This is a genomic window from Mammaliicoccus sp. H-M34 (assembly GCF_022386495.1).
Classification (GTDB): Bacteria; Bacillota; Bacilli; order Staphylococcales; family Staphylococcaceae; genus Mammaliicoccus; species Mammaliicoccus fleurettii.
Genome location: NZ_JAJNIK010000011.1, coordinates 55,761 through 72,478 on the forward strand (window position 1 = coordinate 55,761; position 16,718 = coordinate 72,478).

At 33.3% G+C, this 16,718-nt stretch carries 14 protein-coding genes; 2 read left to right on the forward strand and 12 right to left on the reverse strand.

The annotated features are described in order from the left end of the window. Window positions 1-22: 22 nt before the first annotated feature. The 9 genes from gltX to LQ608_RS11665 form a co-directional block, all read right to left on the reverse strand. A complete protein-coding gene (gltX, locus tag LQ608_RS11625) occupies window positions 23-1,477 on the reverse strand; it encodes a glutamate--tRNA ligase (RefSeq protein WP_239752034.1) in 1,455 nt (484 codons plus the stop codon). Between the two features lie 15 nt (window positions 1,478-1,492). Then, window positions 1,493-1,972, reverse strand: coding sequence for a 2-C-methyl-D-erythritol 2,4-cyclodiphosphate synthase (gene ispF / locus LQ608_RS11630; RefSeq protein ID WP_239752036.1), 480 nt, complete (start codon window positions 1,970-1,972; stop codon window positions 1,493-1,495). Then, window positions 1,965-2,651 (reverse strand): 2-C-methyl-D-erythritol 4-phosphate cytidylyltransferase, encoded by a 687-nt coding sequence (ispD, locus tag LQ608_RS11635; protein WP_239752038.1) that lies wholly within the window; start codon window positions 2,649-2,651, stop codon window positions 1,965-1,967. The genes ispF and ispD overlap by 8 nt, the downstream gene beginning before the upstream one ends. A 1-nt stretch (window position 2,652) precedes the next feature. Further along, window positions 2,653-3,711, reverse strand: a complete 1,059-nt coding sequence (locus LQ608_RS11640) for a PIN/TRAM domain-containing protein (RefSeq protein ID WP_239752040.1) — start codon at window positions 3,709-3,711, stop codon at window positions 2,653-2,655. Window positions 3,712-3,733: 22 nt separating this feature from the next. Then, window positions 3,734-5,104 carry a DNA repair protein RadA gene (gene radA, locus LQ608_RS11645; protein WP_239752041.1) on the reverse strand — a complete coding sequence of 457 codons (1,371 nt, stop codon included), beginning with the start codon at window positions 5,102-5,104 and terminating at the stop codon, window positions 3,734-3,736. Between the two features lie 154 nt (window positions 5,105-5,258). Then, window positions 5,259-7,721 (reverse strand): ATP-dependent Clp protease ATP-binding subunit, encoded by a 2,463-nt coding sequence (locus LQ608_RS11650; RefSeq protein WP_239752044.1) that lies wholly within the window; start codon window positions 7,719-7,721, stop codon window positions 5,259-5,261. Between the two features lie 19 nt (window positions 7,722-7,740). Next, window positions 7,741-8,745 (reverse strand): protein arginine kinase, encoded by a 1,005-nt coding sequence (locus LQ608_RS11655; RefSeq protein WP_239752045.1) that lies wholly within the window; start codon window positions 8,743-8,745, stop codon window positions 7,741-7,743. Beyond that, complete coding sequence (locus LQ608_RS11660; RefSeq protein ID WP_078357758.1) at window positions 8,746-9,282, reverse strand: excinuclease ABC subunit B; 537 nt, start codon at window positions 9,280-9,282, stop codon at window positions 8,746-8,748. A 14-nt stretch (window positions 9,283-9,296) separates the two neighbouring features. Beyond that, the gene (locus LQ608_RS11665; protein WP_078357757.1) at window positions 9,297-9,758 is read right to left on the reverse strand and encodes a CtsR family transcriptional regulator; all 462 of its coding nucleotides are present in this window, start codon (window positions 9,756-9,758) and stop codon (window positions 9,297-9,299) included. A 174-nt stretch (window positions 9,759-9,932) separates the two neighbouring features. Here LQ608_RS11665 and LQ608_RS11670 point away from each other — a divergent pair, with 174 nt between their 5' ends. Further along, window positions 9,933-11,153 (forward strand): NupC/NupG family nucleoside CNT transporter, encoded by a 1,221-nt coding sequence (locus LQ608_RS11670; RefSeq protein WP_078357756.1) that lies wholly within the window; start codon window positions 9,933-9,935, stop codon window positions 11,151-11,153. A gap of 557 nt (window positions 11,154-11,710) precedes the next feature. Here the strand turns inward: LQ608_RS11670 and pdxT are convergent. Both pdxT and pdxS read right to left on the reverse strand, forming a co-directional pair. Continuing rightward, window positions 11,711-12,289, reverse strand: a complete 579-nt coding sequence (pdxT, locus tag LQ608_RS11675) for a pyridoxal 5'-phosphate synthase glutaminase subunit PdxT (RefSeq protein WP_239752046.1) — start codon at window positions 12,287-12,289, stop codon at window positions 11,711-11,713. 1 nt (window position 12,290) lies between these two features. Next, window positions 12,291-13,178 (reverse strand): pyridoxal 5'-phosphate synthase lyase subunit PdxS, encoded by an 888-nt coding sequence (pdxS, locus tag LQ608_RS11680; RefSeq protein WP_078357754.1) that lies wholly within the window; start codon window positions 13,176-13,178, stop codon window positions 12,291-12,293. Between the two features lie 110 nt (window positions 13,179-13,288). Here pdxS and pdxR point away from each other — a divergent pair, with 110 nt between their 5' ends. After that, window positions 13,289-14,674: a MocR-like pyridoxine biosynthesis transcription factor PdxR gene (gene pdxR, locus LQ608_RS11685; protein ID WP_239752048.1), complete on the forward strand. Its 1,386-nt coding sequence runs from the start codon at window positions 13,289-13,291 to the stop codon at window positions 14,672-14,674. Between the two features lie 36 nt (window positions 14,675-14,710). Here the strand turns inward: pdxR and LQ608_RS11690 are convergent, their stop codons facing one another. Beyond that, the gene (locus LQ608_RS11690) at window positions 14,711-16,597 is read right to left on the reverse strand and encodes an FUSC family protein (RefSeq protein WP_239752050.1); all 1,887 of its coding nucleotides are present in this window, start codon (window positions 16,595-16,597) and stop codon (window positions 14,711-14,713) included. Window positions 16,598-16,718 lie beyond the last annotated feature (121 nt).

Sequence of the window (16,718 nt, forward strand, 5' to 3'; positions counted from 1 at the left end):
ATAGATTCTTATTCTAAAAAAATCAAACGAAACGTTTTAATCTTGCTAGTACTTTATCTCTACCTAATAATGCAATTGTATTAGGTAACTCTGGGCCATGTGTTTGACCTGAAACAGCAACACGAATCGGCATAAATAATTGCTTACCTTTTATTCCTGTTTCTTTTTGTACTGCTTTAATAGATTTTTTTATTTCAGCTGGTTCAAATGGCTCTAAAGTCTCAAGTTGTTTTGCAAGCTCAGCCATTACAGTTGGTACTTGTTCACCATCTAAGACTTCTTGCGCTTCCTCTGTGAAATCAAGATGTTCTCTGAAGAATAGTTCAGATAATGGAACAATTTCACCTGCATAGCTCATTTGTTGTTGATATAAACCTACTAAATCTCTTGCCCAAGTTAATTCAGCTTCTGAAGGACTTTCTGATAACATACCAGCTTTAACCATATGTGGAATTGTCATTTGGAATACTGTTTCAGAATCTTTTTCTTTCATGTATTGGTTATTAATCCATTCTAATTTTTTCTTATCAAAGAATGCAGGTGATTTAGAAAGACGTTTTTCGTCGAATATTTTAATAAATTCTTCTTTAGAGAAGATTTCTTCTTCACCTTCTGGAGACCATCCTAATAATCCAATAAAGTTAAAGATTGCTTCAGGTAAATAACCTAAATCTTTATATTGTTCAATAAACTGTAGAATTTGTCCATCACGTTTACTTAATTTTTTGCGGTCTTCATTAACGATTAACGTCATGTGTGCAAATTTTGGTGGTGCAAAGCCTAAAGCTTCATATATCATCAGCTGTTTAGGTGTATTTGAAATATGATCATCACCACGAATAACGTGAGAAATTTCCATATAATAATCATCAATTGCAACAGCAAAGTTGTAAGTTGGTATACCATCTTTTTTAACGATTACCCAGTCACCAATACCATTTGAGTCAAAAGCAACTTCGCCTTTAACGATATCATCAAATTTGTATTCAGTATTTTGTGGTACTCTGAAACGAATACTTGGTTGTCTGCCTTCAGCTTCAAATGCTTCTTGTTCTTCTTTAGTTAAATGCGCGTGTTTCCCACCATATCGAGGCATTTCTCCTCTAGCGATTTGTTCTTCACGTTCAGCTTCTAATTCTTCTGAAGTCATATAACATTTATAAGCTTTATCTTCAGCTAATAGTTGCTCTATCAGTGGTTTATATATGTGCCCACGTTCTGATTGACGATATGGACCGTATCCTCCATCTTTATCAACAGATTCATCCCAACCTAAACCTAACCATTCAAGGTTAGAAAATTGTGACGCTTCTCCGTCTTCTAAATTTCTGGCTATGTCTGTATCTTCAATACGTATAACAAAGTCCCCATCATAATGTTTAGCAAATAAATAGTTAAATAATGCGGTTCTTGCGTTACCGATGTGTAAGTAACCAGTCGGACTTGGCGCGTATCTTACTCTTACTTTGTTACTCATCGTCTCACTCCTGTTTTATTCTTTACTTGTTAATAATACCACAGCTTGCGCTTGTATGCCTTCTTCTCTTCCTATAAATCCTAATTTTTCATTAGTAGTCGCTTTCACATTTACATCTTCAATAGACACTTCAAATATTGAAGCAATGACATCTCTCATTCTATCAATGTGGGGTCTAAATTTTGGTTGTTCAGCTATAATTGTAGCATCTACATTTCCAAGTTTATATCCCTTTTTCAAAACTTGTTTATAAGCTTCTCCTAATAACAACTTTGAATCTGCATTTTTAAATGTTGGATCGGTATCAGGGAACAGTTTACCTATATCACCAAGACTTGCAGCACCAAGAATAGCATCCGTAATTGCATGTAACAATACATCAGCATCACTATGTCCTTTTAATCCATGTGAATGTTCTAATTCAATACCACCTATAATAAGCGGACGTGTTTGGTCAAATTCATGAACATCGTAACCATAACCTATTCTATACATCACAAATACCTCGTCTTTCTAATATTGAATCTGCAATTATCAAGTCTTCGTGAGTTGTAATTTTGATATTATCGTAATCACCATTTGTAATATGTACTTTATAACCTGCCCTCTCCACCAATGAAGCATCATCAGTACCTACAAAATCATGTTCTTCAGCTAAATTATATGCTTTTAAAATGACATGCCTACTGAATGACTGTGGCGTTTGTACTTGCCACAAAGTCGATCGATCATATGTTTCTTCTACAACACCATCGATCACTTTCTTTATTGTGTCTTTAGCTTGTACAGCTAAAATAACAGCATTATTTTTTAAAGTTTCTTGATAAAGCTGCTTAACTTTCTCTTGTGTAATAAATGGTCGTGCACCATCATGAACCATAACAACTTCTGTATCGATTAACACATTCAATACTTCATTGATGCTATGCTGTCTTTCTTTACCACCAGGGATAACACCAGCAACTTTATTAAAGTCTTTCAAATGTTCTTCCATTAGATGAACTTCTTCTGGATGTGCGGCGATAAAAATTTGTTCACATTCCTCTATTTCTTGAAAAACTGAAACCGTTCTTCTAATAATTGTTTCTCCATTGATTTCTAGGAATAATTTATTTATCTCAGCTCCCATTCTTTTACCTTGTCCAGCAGCTGGTATAATCGTTGTAAATCCCAAATTATGACACCTTCTTCGCAAATATGATTCTACCCGAGGAAGTTTGTAATAAACTCATCACTTCTACAGCAATTGTTTTGCCAATATATTCTCTACCTTTTTCAATGACAACCATTGTGCCATCATCTAAATACCCAACACCTTGATCATCTTCTTTACCAATCTTCGTAATCAATAAATCGAAGATATCTCCTTGATGTATGACCGGTTTAATTGCTTCAGACAAATCGTTAACATTAAGCACTTTTATACCTTGTACTGCACAGACTTTATTTAAATTATAATCTGTTGTAATAATACTAGCTTGATAACGTTTAGCCAAAGTAATTAATAAAGCATCAACATCTTTATGTGTTGAAGTCGGTTCAATAATTGAAATTGAGAAATCCGTCTCTTTAAGTGCATTTAGAATATCTAACCCACGTTGTCCTTTATCTCGCTTAACACTATCTTTAGCGTCAGCAATTACTTGCAATTCTTCAATAACGCCTTGTGGAACAAGTATTTCGCCATCTATGAAGTGACATTTTACAACATCTAAAATACGACCATCTATAATAGCGCTTGTGTCTAAAATTTTTGCATATCTTGAAGTTGTTTGTCGCGTTAATGAATTTGATATACTTTCTGGAAATAATCGCAGTATTTCTTCACGTTTTTGCAACCCAATCTGAAAACCTAAATAACATAAAAAAGCAGCAATAATTATTGGTAAAATATGTTTCAAGACTGGTGCACCAATCATTTCTAATATGAATGAAACCATAACCGCAATCATTAAACCAATCATGACACCAACAGTAGCGAAAAATATTTCAAGAATACTCCTTTTTAATAAATACTTTTCTCCTTGATCGGCCATGTATACTATTTTGTCTATTAAAAATCCAAACAATAAGAAAACAACGACTGCTCCAATTAAGCCATCAATGTATGGATTAGTTAATACTTGTTCAGGTTGAATACTAAACGCATTAATCAGTTCTGGAATTACCATGATACCAAGTGAGGAACCTATGACTAAGTAACATAATATAATTAATCCCTTTAAAATTTTCATACGGTAACCTCCTTATGGTTAATTATGCATTAAAAGCAATTTTCAATGCTTCTCTTGTAGTTGATACACCAATTACTTCAGTGCCTTCAGGAAATTCTAAACCTTTGATATTATTTTTCGGTATTATAATGCGTTTAAATCCTAATTTAGCCGCTTCTTGGACCCTTTGATCAATTCTTGCGACTCTTCTCACTTCACCAGTCAAACCGACTTCACCTACGAAACAATCGTCTCCTTTTGTTGGCTTGTCTTGGAAACTTGATGCTATCGCGATTATAATACTTAAGTCTACTGCAGGCTCACTTAGCTTTACGCCTCCAGCAATTTTAATATATGCGTCTTGTTGTTGTAATAAAAAGTTCTCTTTCTTTTCAAGTACTGCCATTAATAAACTTAATCTATTATGATCTATGCCAGTAGCCATTCTTCTAGGATTATGAAATGTTGTAGGCGTGACAAGTGCTTGCACCTCAACTAATATAGGTCGCGTACCTTCCATTGTAGCAACAATCGTTGAACCTGATACGTGTTTCGTTCTTTCTTCTAAAAACATTTCTGAAGGGTTTGTTACTTCATTCAGACCAGTTTGTTTCATTTCAAAAATACCCATTTCGTTTGTTGAGCCAAAACGGTTTTTAACTGCTCTTAATATACGATATGCATGATGCGTATCACCTTCAAAGTATAAAACTGTATCTACCATATGTTCTAATAATCTTGGACCAGCTATTTGTCCATCTTTAGTTACATGTCCAACTATAAATGTTGCGATATTCATCTGTTTAGCAATATGCATTAAATTCTGTGTACATTCTCTAACTTGAGATACCGAACCTGGCGCTGAAGTTACTTCAGGATGATAAACTGTTTGAATAGAATCAATAATTAATAAGTCTGGTTTTAATTTTTGAACCATACTATGTATAATCTCTAAATTCGTTTCAGCATAAACATTTAATTCACCTGAATCTTCTACTAAACGTTCTGCTCTTAATTTAGTCTGTCTTACAGATTCTTCACCTGATACATATAGTACATTTTTTTGTTGGGATAATGCAGCACTAATTTGTAATAGTAATGTAGATTTCCCAATCCCAGGGTCACCCCCTATTAATACAAGCGAACCTTCTACGACTCCTCCACCTAATACACGATTAAATTCATTAATTTTAGTCTTTATTCTAGGTGTGTTTTCTTCTTTAACATCTTTTAATTTTTCTATTTTCTGAGCCGGAACATCTGACTTAAATGTATTTTTAGGTCCTTTAGTTTCTTTATGTTCTATAGATTCTTCCATTTGATTCCATGTCCCACAATTTGGACATTTCCCCATCCATTTAGGAGATTGATATCCGCAGGCTAAACATTCAAATACTACTTTCTTTTTTGCCATCCATGTTACCTCCGTATTAATTGAATAGTTATATTTTAAACTTGACTGACTGTAAAAACAAATTTATATACTTTCAAACAAATTTAAAAGTCCGCAAACTATTGATATTAATAGTCTGCGGACTCATTATAATATTAAAATTATATTTTAATTTTTATGCTTTTGAAGTTTCTTCTCTTGCTTCATTTTCTTTATGGTCTGATAAATCAAATTTGAATTCGTCATCTCTATAATCCACAAGAACATCTTTACCAACTAAGTCTTGACCAGATAAAATCAACTCACTCAAGTTATCTTCGACATTTTTCTGAATAGCACGAGTTAATGGTCTCGCACCATATTCAGGGTCAAATCCTTCATCAGCAATTTTATCTTGTGCTGAATCTGAAAGTGTAATGTGAATACCTTGTTCAGATAAGCGTTTAGTTAAGTTACCTGCCATCTTAGCAACAATTTCTTTAAGATGTGATTTTTCTAGTTTGTGGAATACAATGATATCATCCACACGGTTTAAGAATTCTGGTCTGAATTGTTGTTTCAATTCATCCATCATTGTTTTTCTAATTGTTTCATAATCAGGACCACTTTCTTTTGCACCAAAGCCTACAAATTTAGCATTTTGTAGTTCTTGAGCACCAACGTTTGAAGTCATGATAATAACAGTATTTCTAAAGTCTACTTTACGACCTTTAGAGTCAGTTAAGTGACCGTCATCCAACACTTGTAATAAGATATTAAATACATCTGGATGAGCTTTTTCAATTTCATCAAATAATATCACTGAGTAAGGTTTACGTCTTACATTTTCAGTTAATTGGCCACCATCATCATGTCCAACATAACCTGGAGGAGAACCTACTAATCGACTGACAGAGTGTTTCTCCATAAACTCACTCATATCAACTCTTATCATTGCATCTTCTTCGCCAAACATTGCATCTGCTAATGTGCGGGCAAGTTCAGTTTTACCTACACCTGTTGGACCTAGGAATATAAAGCTACCAATAGGTCTCTTAGGATCTTTCAATCCTGCTCTTGCACGTCTTACTGCTTTAGAAATAGATTCGACTGCATCATTTTGACCAATTACACGTCCATGAAGTATAGACTCCAAGTTTAATAATCGTTCTGATTCAGTTTCATTCAATTTCGTAATTGGAACTCCTGTCCAGTTTGCTACTACTACAGCAATGTCTTCAGCAGTTACACAAGTGTTTTTCTCACCTTGTGCTTTTTTCCATTCGTTTTTCGTATCTTCTAACTGTTTTTCAAGTTTAGTTTGTTTATCTCTTAAGTTAGCAGCATTTTCAAACTCTTGAGAATGTACAGCTGCATCTTTTTCTTTCTTAACTGTTTCTAATTCTGACTCAAGTTCTTTAAGACTTGGTGGTGTCGTATAATTTCTAAGTCTCACTTTAGAACTTGCTTCATCAATTAAATCGATTGCTTTGTCTGGTAAAAATCTATCAGAAATATATCTATCACTCATATTAACAGCCGCTTCAATTGCTTCATCTGAAATATTGATACGGTGATGAGCTTCATAGCGATCTCTTAGACCTTTTAAGATTGAAATTGAATCCTCAGTATTTGGCTCATCAACTTTAACTGGTTGGAAACGTCTTTCTAACGCTGCATCTTTTTCAATATATTTACGATACTCATCTAAAGTTGTAGCACCTATACATTGAAGTTCACCACGTGCTAATGCAGGTTTCAAGATATTCGATGCATCAATAGCGCCTTCTGCACCACCAGCACCAATAAGTGTGTGTAACTCATCAATGAATAACACGATGTTACCAGCTTGATGAATTTCTTCCATTACTTTTTTCAATCTTTCTTCAAATTCACCACGATATTTTGTACCTGCAACTACTGTACCCATATCAAGTGACATTACTCTTTTACCTTTTAATGTTTCAGGCACTTCATTTTGTACGATAGCTTGTGCTAAACCTTCAACAATTGCTGTTTTACCTACACCAGGTTCCCCGATTAGGACTGGATTGTTCTTCGTTCTTCTACTTAACACTTCTATAACTCTTGTTATTTCGTCTGAACGTCCAATAACTGGGTCTAAAGTGCCATCTTCAGCAATAACTGTTAAATCTCTTGCTAAACTATCTAAAGTAGGTGTTGCTTGGTTTTTAGTCGTTTGTGCATTTTTAGACCCTTGCTCTGGACTACCTAAAGATTTTACAACTTGTGCTCTTGCTTTTGTGATATTCAAGTCTAAGTTAGCAAATACACGAGCTGCAACACCTTCATTTTCACGAATAAGTCCTAATAAAAGATGTTCTGTTCCTACAAATGTATGATTAAGCTTTCTTGCTTCATCCATAGACAATTCGATTACTTTTTTAGCTCTAGGTGTATAATGAATAGCACCTACTTGCTCTTGTCCTTGACCAATTAAATTTTCAACTTCTTTAGTTACTTTTTCTTCAGTAATTCCAAATGCATCTAATACTTTAGCTGCAATGCCTTCTGGTTCTTTCATTAAGCCTAATAATAAATGTTCTGTTCCTATATTTGAATGATTCAATCTCATTGCTTCTTCTTGTGCATGTGCTAATACGCGTTGTGCACGTTCTGTTAATCTACCAAATAGCATAAACTAACCTCCTATTTTTTTATATGTGTTTTCTTAAAAAGGTTGCTCGCTTTTCATCTATTGATTGTTTCGAGTCTTCACCTTCAAAGAATGGTGTTTGTATTGTAACCATTAAATTATCAAAATTAAAGTTATTGCTCTCGATATGACCTAAATCGATACCAAGTTTCATTTCACTTAACCTAAGTGATGCTTCTTCAACAGATATTAACCGAGCTGACTTTAAGATACCTTTGGCACGATGTACTCTATCTTTCGTTTCCATATAGTTAAATCTGTCAAGTCTTTGTCGAATTTGTTCTTCCTCGCTAATAATCTGTTCAACAATTTGTGTTAAATCTTCAATGATTTCTTCCTCAGTCTTACCGAGTGTTAATTGATTTGATATTTGATATACATGACCTAAGGCACCAGTTCCTTCTCCATATATACCCCTAATTGTATAACCAAATCGATTTATTGCTTGGCCAATTCTTTTCATACGTTTCATAATGCTGAGTCCTGGTAAATGCAACATTACACTTGCTCTTAAGCCTGTCCCAATGTTAGTTGGACAAGTTGTTAAAAATCCATGTTGCTCATCATATGAAATAGTTAAATGTTTGTCTAACTCATCATCTAATTTAGATGCTGTGTCATAAAGCTCATTTAACACAAGATTGTTGCCCATTACTTGTATCCTTACATGGTCTTCTTCATTAATCATGACACTTGTTGATTCATCTTCATTTAATAATACTGCACCAAATTTCTGTTTCATAAGTGCTGGGCTAATTAAATGCTTAAATACTAACTTACTTTGCTCAAGTTCACTTAAATCAGATAACTTTGTAAGTTTTAAATTTGATAATGCCTTACTAACTTTATCAATTACATGATTTCCTGTTTCGTCATCTTCATATTTGAGCGGATGAAATTCGTCTTGAAGGTTTCGAGCAAGTCTTATTCTGGAACTCATTACAATTGGCGTATCGTCTGTACCTTTCATCCAATCGCTAATATGTTCATTAACATGTTCTTCCATCTACTTGACCTCACCTTCTGCTTTCAAAGCTTTAATTTCATCTCTCACAATAGCAGCATCTTCAAAAGCTTGTTCTTCAATTAGGCCTTGTAAGATTTTTTCTTTTTCAGCTATTTGTTGTTTAAGTTGAATTTTACTTCTTGATGAAACAGGTATTTTACCTGTATGTTCACCACTTCCTGCTTGAACTCTTCTAATAATTTGAGGTACATCATCTTTAAATGTTTCATAACAGTCATGACAACCGAACTTACCTACTTTAGCAATATCAGTTAACGTCATACCACAAGTAGGACAGTGCTTTTCTTCTTGTGGTTGAACTTGTTTAAAGTTAATACCGTGCTTCCCTACAAGATATTGTAAAAATTGATTCACTACAAATTCCTGATCTAAATTTTGGTCATTCATTTGATCATCTTGGAAATAAAAATGTTCTGAAGCACAGTTTTTACAAATCCACTGTTCAGTTTTATGTTTCTTACCAGCCGATGTTAATTGAATTGTTGCTTCTTCTTTACCACAAATTTCACAAAGCATACTGTCACTCCTTTTTAACTATAATGTATAACGGCAAGTATACGTTTCAATATATTTGCTCGAATGATGTCTCTATATGGTATTTCTATTTGTAATGTATCTCTATGAAGCGTTTGAACAATCATTTTTTTCTCTCTATCCGTAATTAAGTCATTTTGAAATAATCCGTCAACGATTCTAAATGCATTTGCTTGTGATATTTGATCACCTGTCAAATCTATTAAATGTCTAATAAATGCTGATTGATTATTCGTCTCGACTTTTGAAATTCGAATATAACCTCCACCGCCTCTTTTACTTTCAATAGCGTAACCGTGCTCATTAGTGAATCTTGTTTTTATAACATAGTTTAACTGGGAAGGTACACAATCAAACTTTTCAGCAATATGCGCACGTTTTATTTCAACGACATCACCTTGAGCCTCTTCCAGCAATTGCTTTAAGTATTGCTCAATGATATCCGACATATTGTGCATTAATCATCACCTCTTTTGACCTTCTTTGACTATATTATATGTTTTGTACTTTATTATTTCAATTAATTTGTTTCTCTAAAAATATTCAAAAAAATATACCGCTTTCAAAAGAAATGAGTTATCATGTAAAGTAGGTTATCAAAGAGAGAATTTTAGGGGAAAGGTGTGTCAATTATGCATTATATTATCGGGATTATCGGTATCTTATTATTCCTATTTCTAGCATGGATAGTAAGTTCAGATAAAATGCGTGTCAGATGGCAGTATATAGGATTAATGATTGTAATCCAGTTTATATTTGCTTTCTTATTATTAAAAACAACAGGTGGATTAACTATCATAGGTGGCATTTCGAATGGATTTAGTTATATCATAGCAAAAGCTATGGAAGGGATAAATTTTGTGTTTGACGGTATGGCAAATATTGATCCAAAGTCCGACAAACCTGTTTCAGTTTATTTCCTTAATGTATTGATGCCAATCGTATTTGTTTCAGCACTTATCGGTATCTTACAATATATTAAAGTATTACCGCTTATCATTAAATATTTAGGATTAGTTATTTCTAAAATAAATGGTATGGGAAAATTAGAATCATATAATGCAGTTGCATCTGCGATTTTAGGTCAATCAGAAGTATTTATTTCAATTAAGAAACAACTTCCTTTAATTCCTAAACATCGTATGTACACATTAACTGCTTCGGCTATGTCAACTGTTTCTGCATCCATTATCGGAGCGTACTTTACAATGGTTGAACCAAGATATGTTGTAACAGCAATTGTATTAAACTTATTTGGTGGATTTATTATGGCATCAATCATTAATCCATATACAGTAGATCCTAAAGAAGATGACATTATGATTCAAGAATCAGAAGAAAAACAGTCATTCTTCGAAATGTTAGGAGAATATATTTTAGACGGTTTCAAAGTAGCTGTTATCGTTGCAGCTATGTTAATCGGTTATGTAGCATTAATTGGTCTTTTAAATGGTGTTACATCTAATATCTTCTCATTTGTTTCTGGTGGTTCAGTTTCTTGGGACTTCCAAACTTTAATTGGATTTGTATTTGCACCATTTGCTTTCTTAGCAGGTATTCCATGGGCAGATGCAGTACAATCTGGTAGTATCATGGCAACAAAAGTTCTTTCAAACGAATTCGTAGCAATGGGTATTTTACCTGAGGCAGATATTTCTGAAAGAGCAAATGGTATCATTTCTGTATTCTTAGTTTCATTTGCAAACTTTGGATCAATTGGTATCATCGCTGGTGCTGTAAAATCATTAAATGATAAACAAGGGGATAACGTTGCACGCTTTGGTATAAAATTATTATACGGTGCTACGCTTGTATCATTCTTATCAGCAACAATCGCTGGATTCTTCTTATAATAAAGTAAGGGGGTTGGGACATAAATCCCAACACAAAATAAATAAGCATATCACTGAACTGATTTTTTAAAGTTTACAGTGATATGCTTATTTTTTATCTTACGATTTTGTAAAGTGCATGCTTGCCTAGGGGTATAGTTCGAGTCTATAGTCTCTCAGGCGTTAGCACTCTAAAAAATCGTTACCAATATTTATTTTTATACAATCTTACGATTTTGTACGTGCATGCTTGCCTAGGGGTATGGCTCGAGCCTGTAGTCTCTCACGCATACTATTCCCTCAGGCGTCCGCACTTTACAAAATCGTTATAATAATCCATATTTATATAGAAAAAAGGTGGATTTATATGCAACTACAGAACAAATCTCAACTATATTATAAATATTTAATTAATATTTGGTATTTTTTAGCGCTGACTCCTGCGGGACAAGCATGATTCGAAGACTACAGGCTGAGAACATGCCCGCGGAAAGCATGCGCAAAAAAATGCCAACAAAGTCTAAGAGTTTGTTGGCGCACTGATGGTAGCTCTAAGAGTTACCAAAATGATTTTCATTTTAATGTGGTTGTTTTACTTGATACTCTTCAACAATTTCTTCTATGAAATATTTCATAATCTTATAATCATCTGTAAGTTCTGGGTGGAAAGATATACCTAAGTATTGATTTTGTCTGACGGCTACAATTCTATCTTCAACTGTAGATAATACTTCTACTCCTTCACGAGCTGATTGTATGTGTGGAGCACGTATAAATACAGCATTAACCGCTTCTTCTATACCTTCTACATCTAATTTCTGTTCAAAGCTATCCACCTGTCTACCAAAGGAATTTCTTTCAACAACTACATTTAATTTATTCAAATGACTTTCCTGACCCACTACTTCCTTCGCTAACAGTATAAGACCTGCACATGTACCATACATTGGTAAGTCACTATTCCTAAGTGTTTCAGTAAAATGATATAAATCCATTAATCTTCGCATAGTCGTTGATTCTCCACCTGGTAATACAAGACCATCTATTTCATTTAATTGGTTTACAGTCTTAATTATAATACCTTCATGTCCAGCTTGTTCTATATGCTTAATATGCTCTCTTACTGCACCTTGTAAGCCTAAAACACCTATTCTCATATTACCAACCACGCTCTTGCATACGTTCTTCTAATGATAATTGATTGATATCTAAACCTTTCATAGCTGGCCCTAATTCTTTTGATAGTTCAGCAATCAATTTATAATCTTGATAATGTGTAGTTGCTTGAACGATAGCTTTTGCAAATTTTTCAGGTGCTTCTGATTTAAAAATACCTGAACCTACGAATACACCATCAGCTCCAAGCTCCATCATTAATGCCGCATCAGCTGGTGTTGCAACGCCTCCTGCAGCAAAGTTTACAACTGGTAGACGACCTAAGTCTTTAATTTCTTTTAAGATTTCATATGGTGCACCAATATTTTTCGCTTCAGTCATAATCTCATCATCACTCATGACCACTAATTTGCGCACTTCAGATTTAACTTGTCTCATATGACGAACAGCTTCTACAATATTACCTGTACCCGGTTCACCTTTCGTACGTAACATTGCTGCACCTTCACCAATTCTACGAGCAGCTTCACCTAAGTTACGGCAACCACATACAAATGGTACTGTAAAATCATCTTTCTTTAAGTGATACTCTTCGTCAGCAGGTGTTAACACTTCTGACTCATCTATGTAATCCACGCCCATTGATTCTAAAACGCGTGCTTCTGTTATATGACCGATTCTACCTTTTGCCATAACGGGAATTGAAACTGCATTCATTACTTCTTCTACTATACGTGGATCAGCCATTCTTGCTACGCCACCAGCAGCTCTAATATCAGATGGAACTCGTTCTAATGCCATTACAGCAACAGCACCAGCTTCTTCAGCTAACTTAGCTTGTTCAGCGTTCACCACATCCATGATCACGCCACCTTTTTGCATTTCTGCCATACCTCTTTTAACTTTATCTGAACCAGTAATCTTTGACATCTTAAAAATTCCTCCTTTTAAATCGCTTATTAGTAGGTTATACTAAATTCTGAACTGGTAAAAGAGTCAGATTTATCAAAAAATAAGTGGTCAGATTTGAGGTTAACAAAATGGAAATGCTTATGTTTAATATTAATAGAAATATTTCTCTTCCAATTTACCAACAACTTTATGAAAATATTAAACAAAATATCATAAATGATGTGATGAGACGTGATGAAAAACTACCTTCAAAAAGACAACTAAGTAACTATTTGTCTGTTAGTCAAACAACCATTGAACATGCATATCAACTTCTAAGCGATGAAGGTTATATTTACAGTAAAAATCGATCAGGCTATTATATAAATGATATTGTAAACTTGCCTGTAACTTATAAATCTAAAGTCCCTGACGAAAACGTGCAAGATGAAATAAGCTATCAATATAGTTTTAAACTAGGTGCAATAGATAAAGTGCATTTTCCAAATGATCTTTTTAGAAAATATGCGAAAGAAGCATTCGATGAACAACAAATTCATCTTTTAGACAGTGGTCATAAACAAGGAGATATTAATTTAAGAAAAGAAATTGGGCATTATATATTCCATAGTCGAGGTGTAAATTGTTCACCACAACAAATTATTGTAGGGTCATCTACCGAGCAATTATTATCTATCATCACTGATATTATTTCAGACTCTAAATATATGATAGAAGATCCTCTCTATAAACAAGTAAGAAATTTGCTTAAAAGAAAACACGTTCCATTTGAATTTATCCCCGTTACTGAGAATGGAATAGATATAGAACAAATTAAGAAGATCGATTATGATGTTGTCTACATTACACCAAGTCACCAATTTCCAACCGGTGTGATAATGGATTTAAAAAGACGAACACAACTCATAAAATGGGCGTCAGAGAAATCCAATCGATACATAATTGAAGATGACTATGACTCAGAATTCAGATATAGTGGAAGACCCATACCAGCACTTCAAAGTTTAGATAACTCAGACAGTGTAATTTATGTTAGTACTTTCTCTAAATCAATCACACCTTCTTTACGTATAGCATATGCCGTTCTTCCTAAAAGTTTGATATCCGTATATCAAAAGAAAACGAATATAGAAGGCGGTACTGTACCAAGACATACTCAATATATATTAAGTAAGTTTATGAACGAAGGACACTTTGAGAGACATCTTAATCGCATGAGGAAGATATATAGAAATAAAAGAGACATTATTTTGGAAGAACTGAGACAACATCCAGAAACTTTTGTAATCTCAGGAGAGATGACTGGCATGCATTTTATTTTAACTGTCATAAATGGGTTAACATTAGAAGAATGTATCAATAAAACAAAAGACTTTGATATAGATATCAAACCCCTCTCTCACTATCATTTCAAAAAAACAGATAGCACACCGAACTTTGTATTAGGTTTCGGAGGCATAAATATCGAGGATGCAAAAGATCATATCAATGCATTAATCACTTGTTTAACGTAAATTAAGAGGATGAGACAAATTAATTGTCTCATCCTCTTATGCTTTATAGCTACTTAAACTTTGTAATTTCATTAGTTCAGCTCGAATACTAGTGAATTCCTTTAAATATGGCAATTCAATAGGTTTATAACTTGTATCAAATAATACTTTTTTACATATGTTTTCATAAGTAGTTAAGTAAAGTCCTATATCTCTATCTGATAAAGTACTAATATTACCGTGCTCAAATGCTCTTTCTAATGTAAATGCTAATTGTTCTACAGTAAATATGATTGGGTATACATATTCTATTTTTTTTATGTCGTTATCCATTTCATTTAAAGCAGCTTGATACATCGCTTTAGTATTCATGATTTCTGTATGCATTTCTGTAATAATCGAAGAACCTACAATATTATCATGATATTTATTTGATGAAAATAGCGTGTGTAATATATCTGCTTGTAATCTTAAAGTGTTATTTATTGATTTAGGTAGTTTTTTAGAAGCATGATTTCTTCCTACTATTAATACACCTATTAAACCTATAGCTGACCCGATAATAACATCTGTAATTCTTGGGACAACTAAATACGTATCAAATTGATTTGTTATTGCTGCTGACATTAATAGTACATTTGGTGTAATGAACATTATAGCGAACGTATAATTAAATGCGATTAACAATTCAGCTGTGGCCATTAATATTGTCATTAATATAACGATTGTCCATGCATTTGGTTCAAACGCTAAGATTATAACTGCACCTAGCATTCCTACAATTGTACCTACAGTTCTTTGAAGTGCTCTTTGTATAGTTGATAAAGAAGATGACCCTAACAACACTGAACAACAAGAAATTGGTATCCAATAAGCTCTTTCAAAGCCTAAACCAAATGCTATGATTACTGAAGTAAATAATATAATACCGTATTGCATTGATGACATAAGTACTAGAGAATCTTTAGATAAATTTTCTTGAATAATTCTTGAATACATAGGTTTTTTATAATTAATTTGTTTATCTATCTGCAAATCAGATTCATTTAGCATCTTAACTGTATTATTTATCAAATCAGCCAACTCACTTAAGTAAACGTCATCTCCATCGTAAACAATTGAGCTGTATTCCAAAGTATTCTTTCCTTCAATTCTGTTACAAATGTACTCTAAAGATTCGCTTATTTCAACCGGCAAAACCTCATAACCTTTAGATGATAATTCTAAACAACTAGACCACATTGCTTCAGCTCTACCTTTTAACTGCAACAAGCGATTATAATCTTTATTTTTATTCCAAAACGCATTAGCTGTTGTTAATGTATTAGTTGCGTAATGTATAGAACTCAATGTGTCACTTCGAGCATCATCAAATGTCTTACCATTAAAATTTTTAGTTAAATATGCTAAATTTTTATAAATATTTAATACACTTTCTATTTCAGGCTTCTTATGATTAAAAATAGCATCAACTATAATAACTAGAGTACTTACAAGTCCCCCACATAATACAAGTAAACCTCTATTAAGAAAATCTTCTGGCATAATAGGCATAATTGAAGCAACACTATAAGTCAAAACAAAGAACACTGAAGATGGTCCTGGTATTTGAAATGCTTTTAAAATAAAGTGAGCAATCATACCAATTAAACCTAAAACTAATGCATATAAAAACGGAATAGTAATAGTTAATGTACCTAACATTAAACAAACACTTAACATAATCGAAACAACAATAACTTTTCTTATTCTAGAGGGATAAGAACCATTAAATACATAAATATTACTAAAGGATCCTAATACTGCTGTTAGACCAAGATCAAATCTCCCAAAAAGCACACTGCTTGCTAAAATAATAAACACAATAATAGCTTGCAAAATGGCTTTTTTGGTTCCTAATTTCTTCTTATCTACTTTAAACATAACTTCAAAATACTTTTTCATTTTATTATCTCCCTCCTAGAATTTTTAAACAAAAAAAAGAGACCTAACAGGTCTCGAGTGCGGCTCATCGCATCCATTTATAAATATTTGCCCGGCAACGTCCTACTCTCGCGGAACGTAA

Coding starts and splice junctions, on each gene's coding strand:
- gltX (WP_239752034.1), bottom strand. CDS start 1,477: ATGAGTAACAAAGTAAGAGTAAGATACGCGCCAAGTCCGACTGGTTAC.
- ispF (WP_239752036.1), bottom strand. CDS start 1,972: ATGTATAGAATAGGTTATGGTTACGATGTTCATGAATTTGACCAAACA.
- LQ608_RS11640 (WP_239752040.1), bottom strand. CDS start 3,711: ATGAAAATTTTAAAGGGATTAATTATATTATGTTACTTAGTCATAGGT.
- radA (WP_239752041.1), bottom strand. CDS start 5,104: ATGGCAAAAAAGAAAGTAGTATTTGAATGTTTAGCCTGCGGATATCAA.
- LQ608_RS11650 (WP_239752044.1), bottom strand. CDS start 7,721: ATGCTATTTGGTAGATTAACAGAACGTGCACAACGCGTATTAGCACAT.
- LQ608_RS11655 (WP_239752045.1), bottom strand. CDS start 8,745: ATGGAAGAACATGTTAATGAACATATTAGCGATTGGATGAAAGGTACA.
- LQ608_RS11660 (WP_078357758.1), bottom strand. CDS start 9,282: ATGCTTTGTGAAATTTGTGGTAAAGAAGAAGCAACAATTCAATTAACA.
- LQ608_RS11665 (WP_078357757.1), bottom strand. CDS start 9,758: ATGCACAATATGTCGGATATCATTGAGCAATACTTAAAGCAATTGCTG.
- LQ608_RS11670 (WP_078357756.1), top strand. CDS start 9,933: ATGCATTATATTATCGGGATTATCGGTATCTTATTATTCCTATTTCTA.
- pdxT (WP_239752046.1), bottom strand. CDS start 12,289: ATGAGAATAGGTGTTTTAGGCTTACAAGGTGCAGTAAGAGAGCATATT.
- pdxS (WP_078357754.1), bottom strand. CDS start 13,178: ATGTCAAAGATTACTGGTTCAGATAAAGTTAAAAGAGGTATGGCAGAA.
- pdxR (WP_239752048.1), top strand. CDS start 13,289: ATGGAAATGCTTATGTTTAATATTAATAGAAATATTTCTCTTCCAATT.
- LQ608_RS11690 (WP_239752050.1), bottom strand. CDS start 16,597: ATGAAAAAGTATTTTGAAGTTATGTTTAAAGTAGATAAGAAGAAATTA.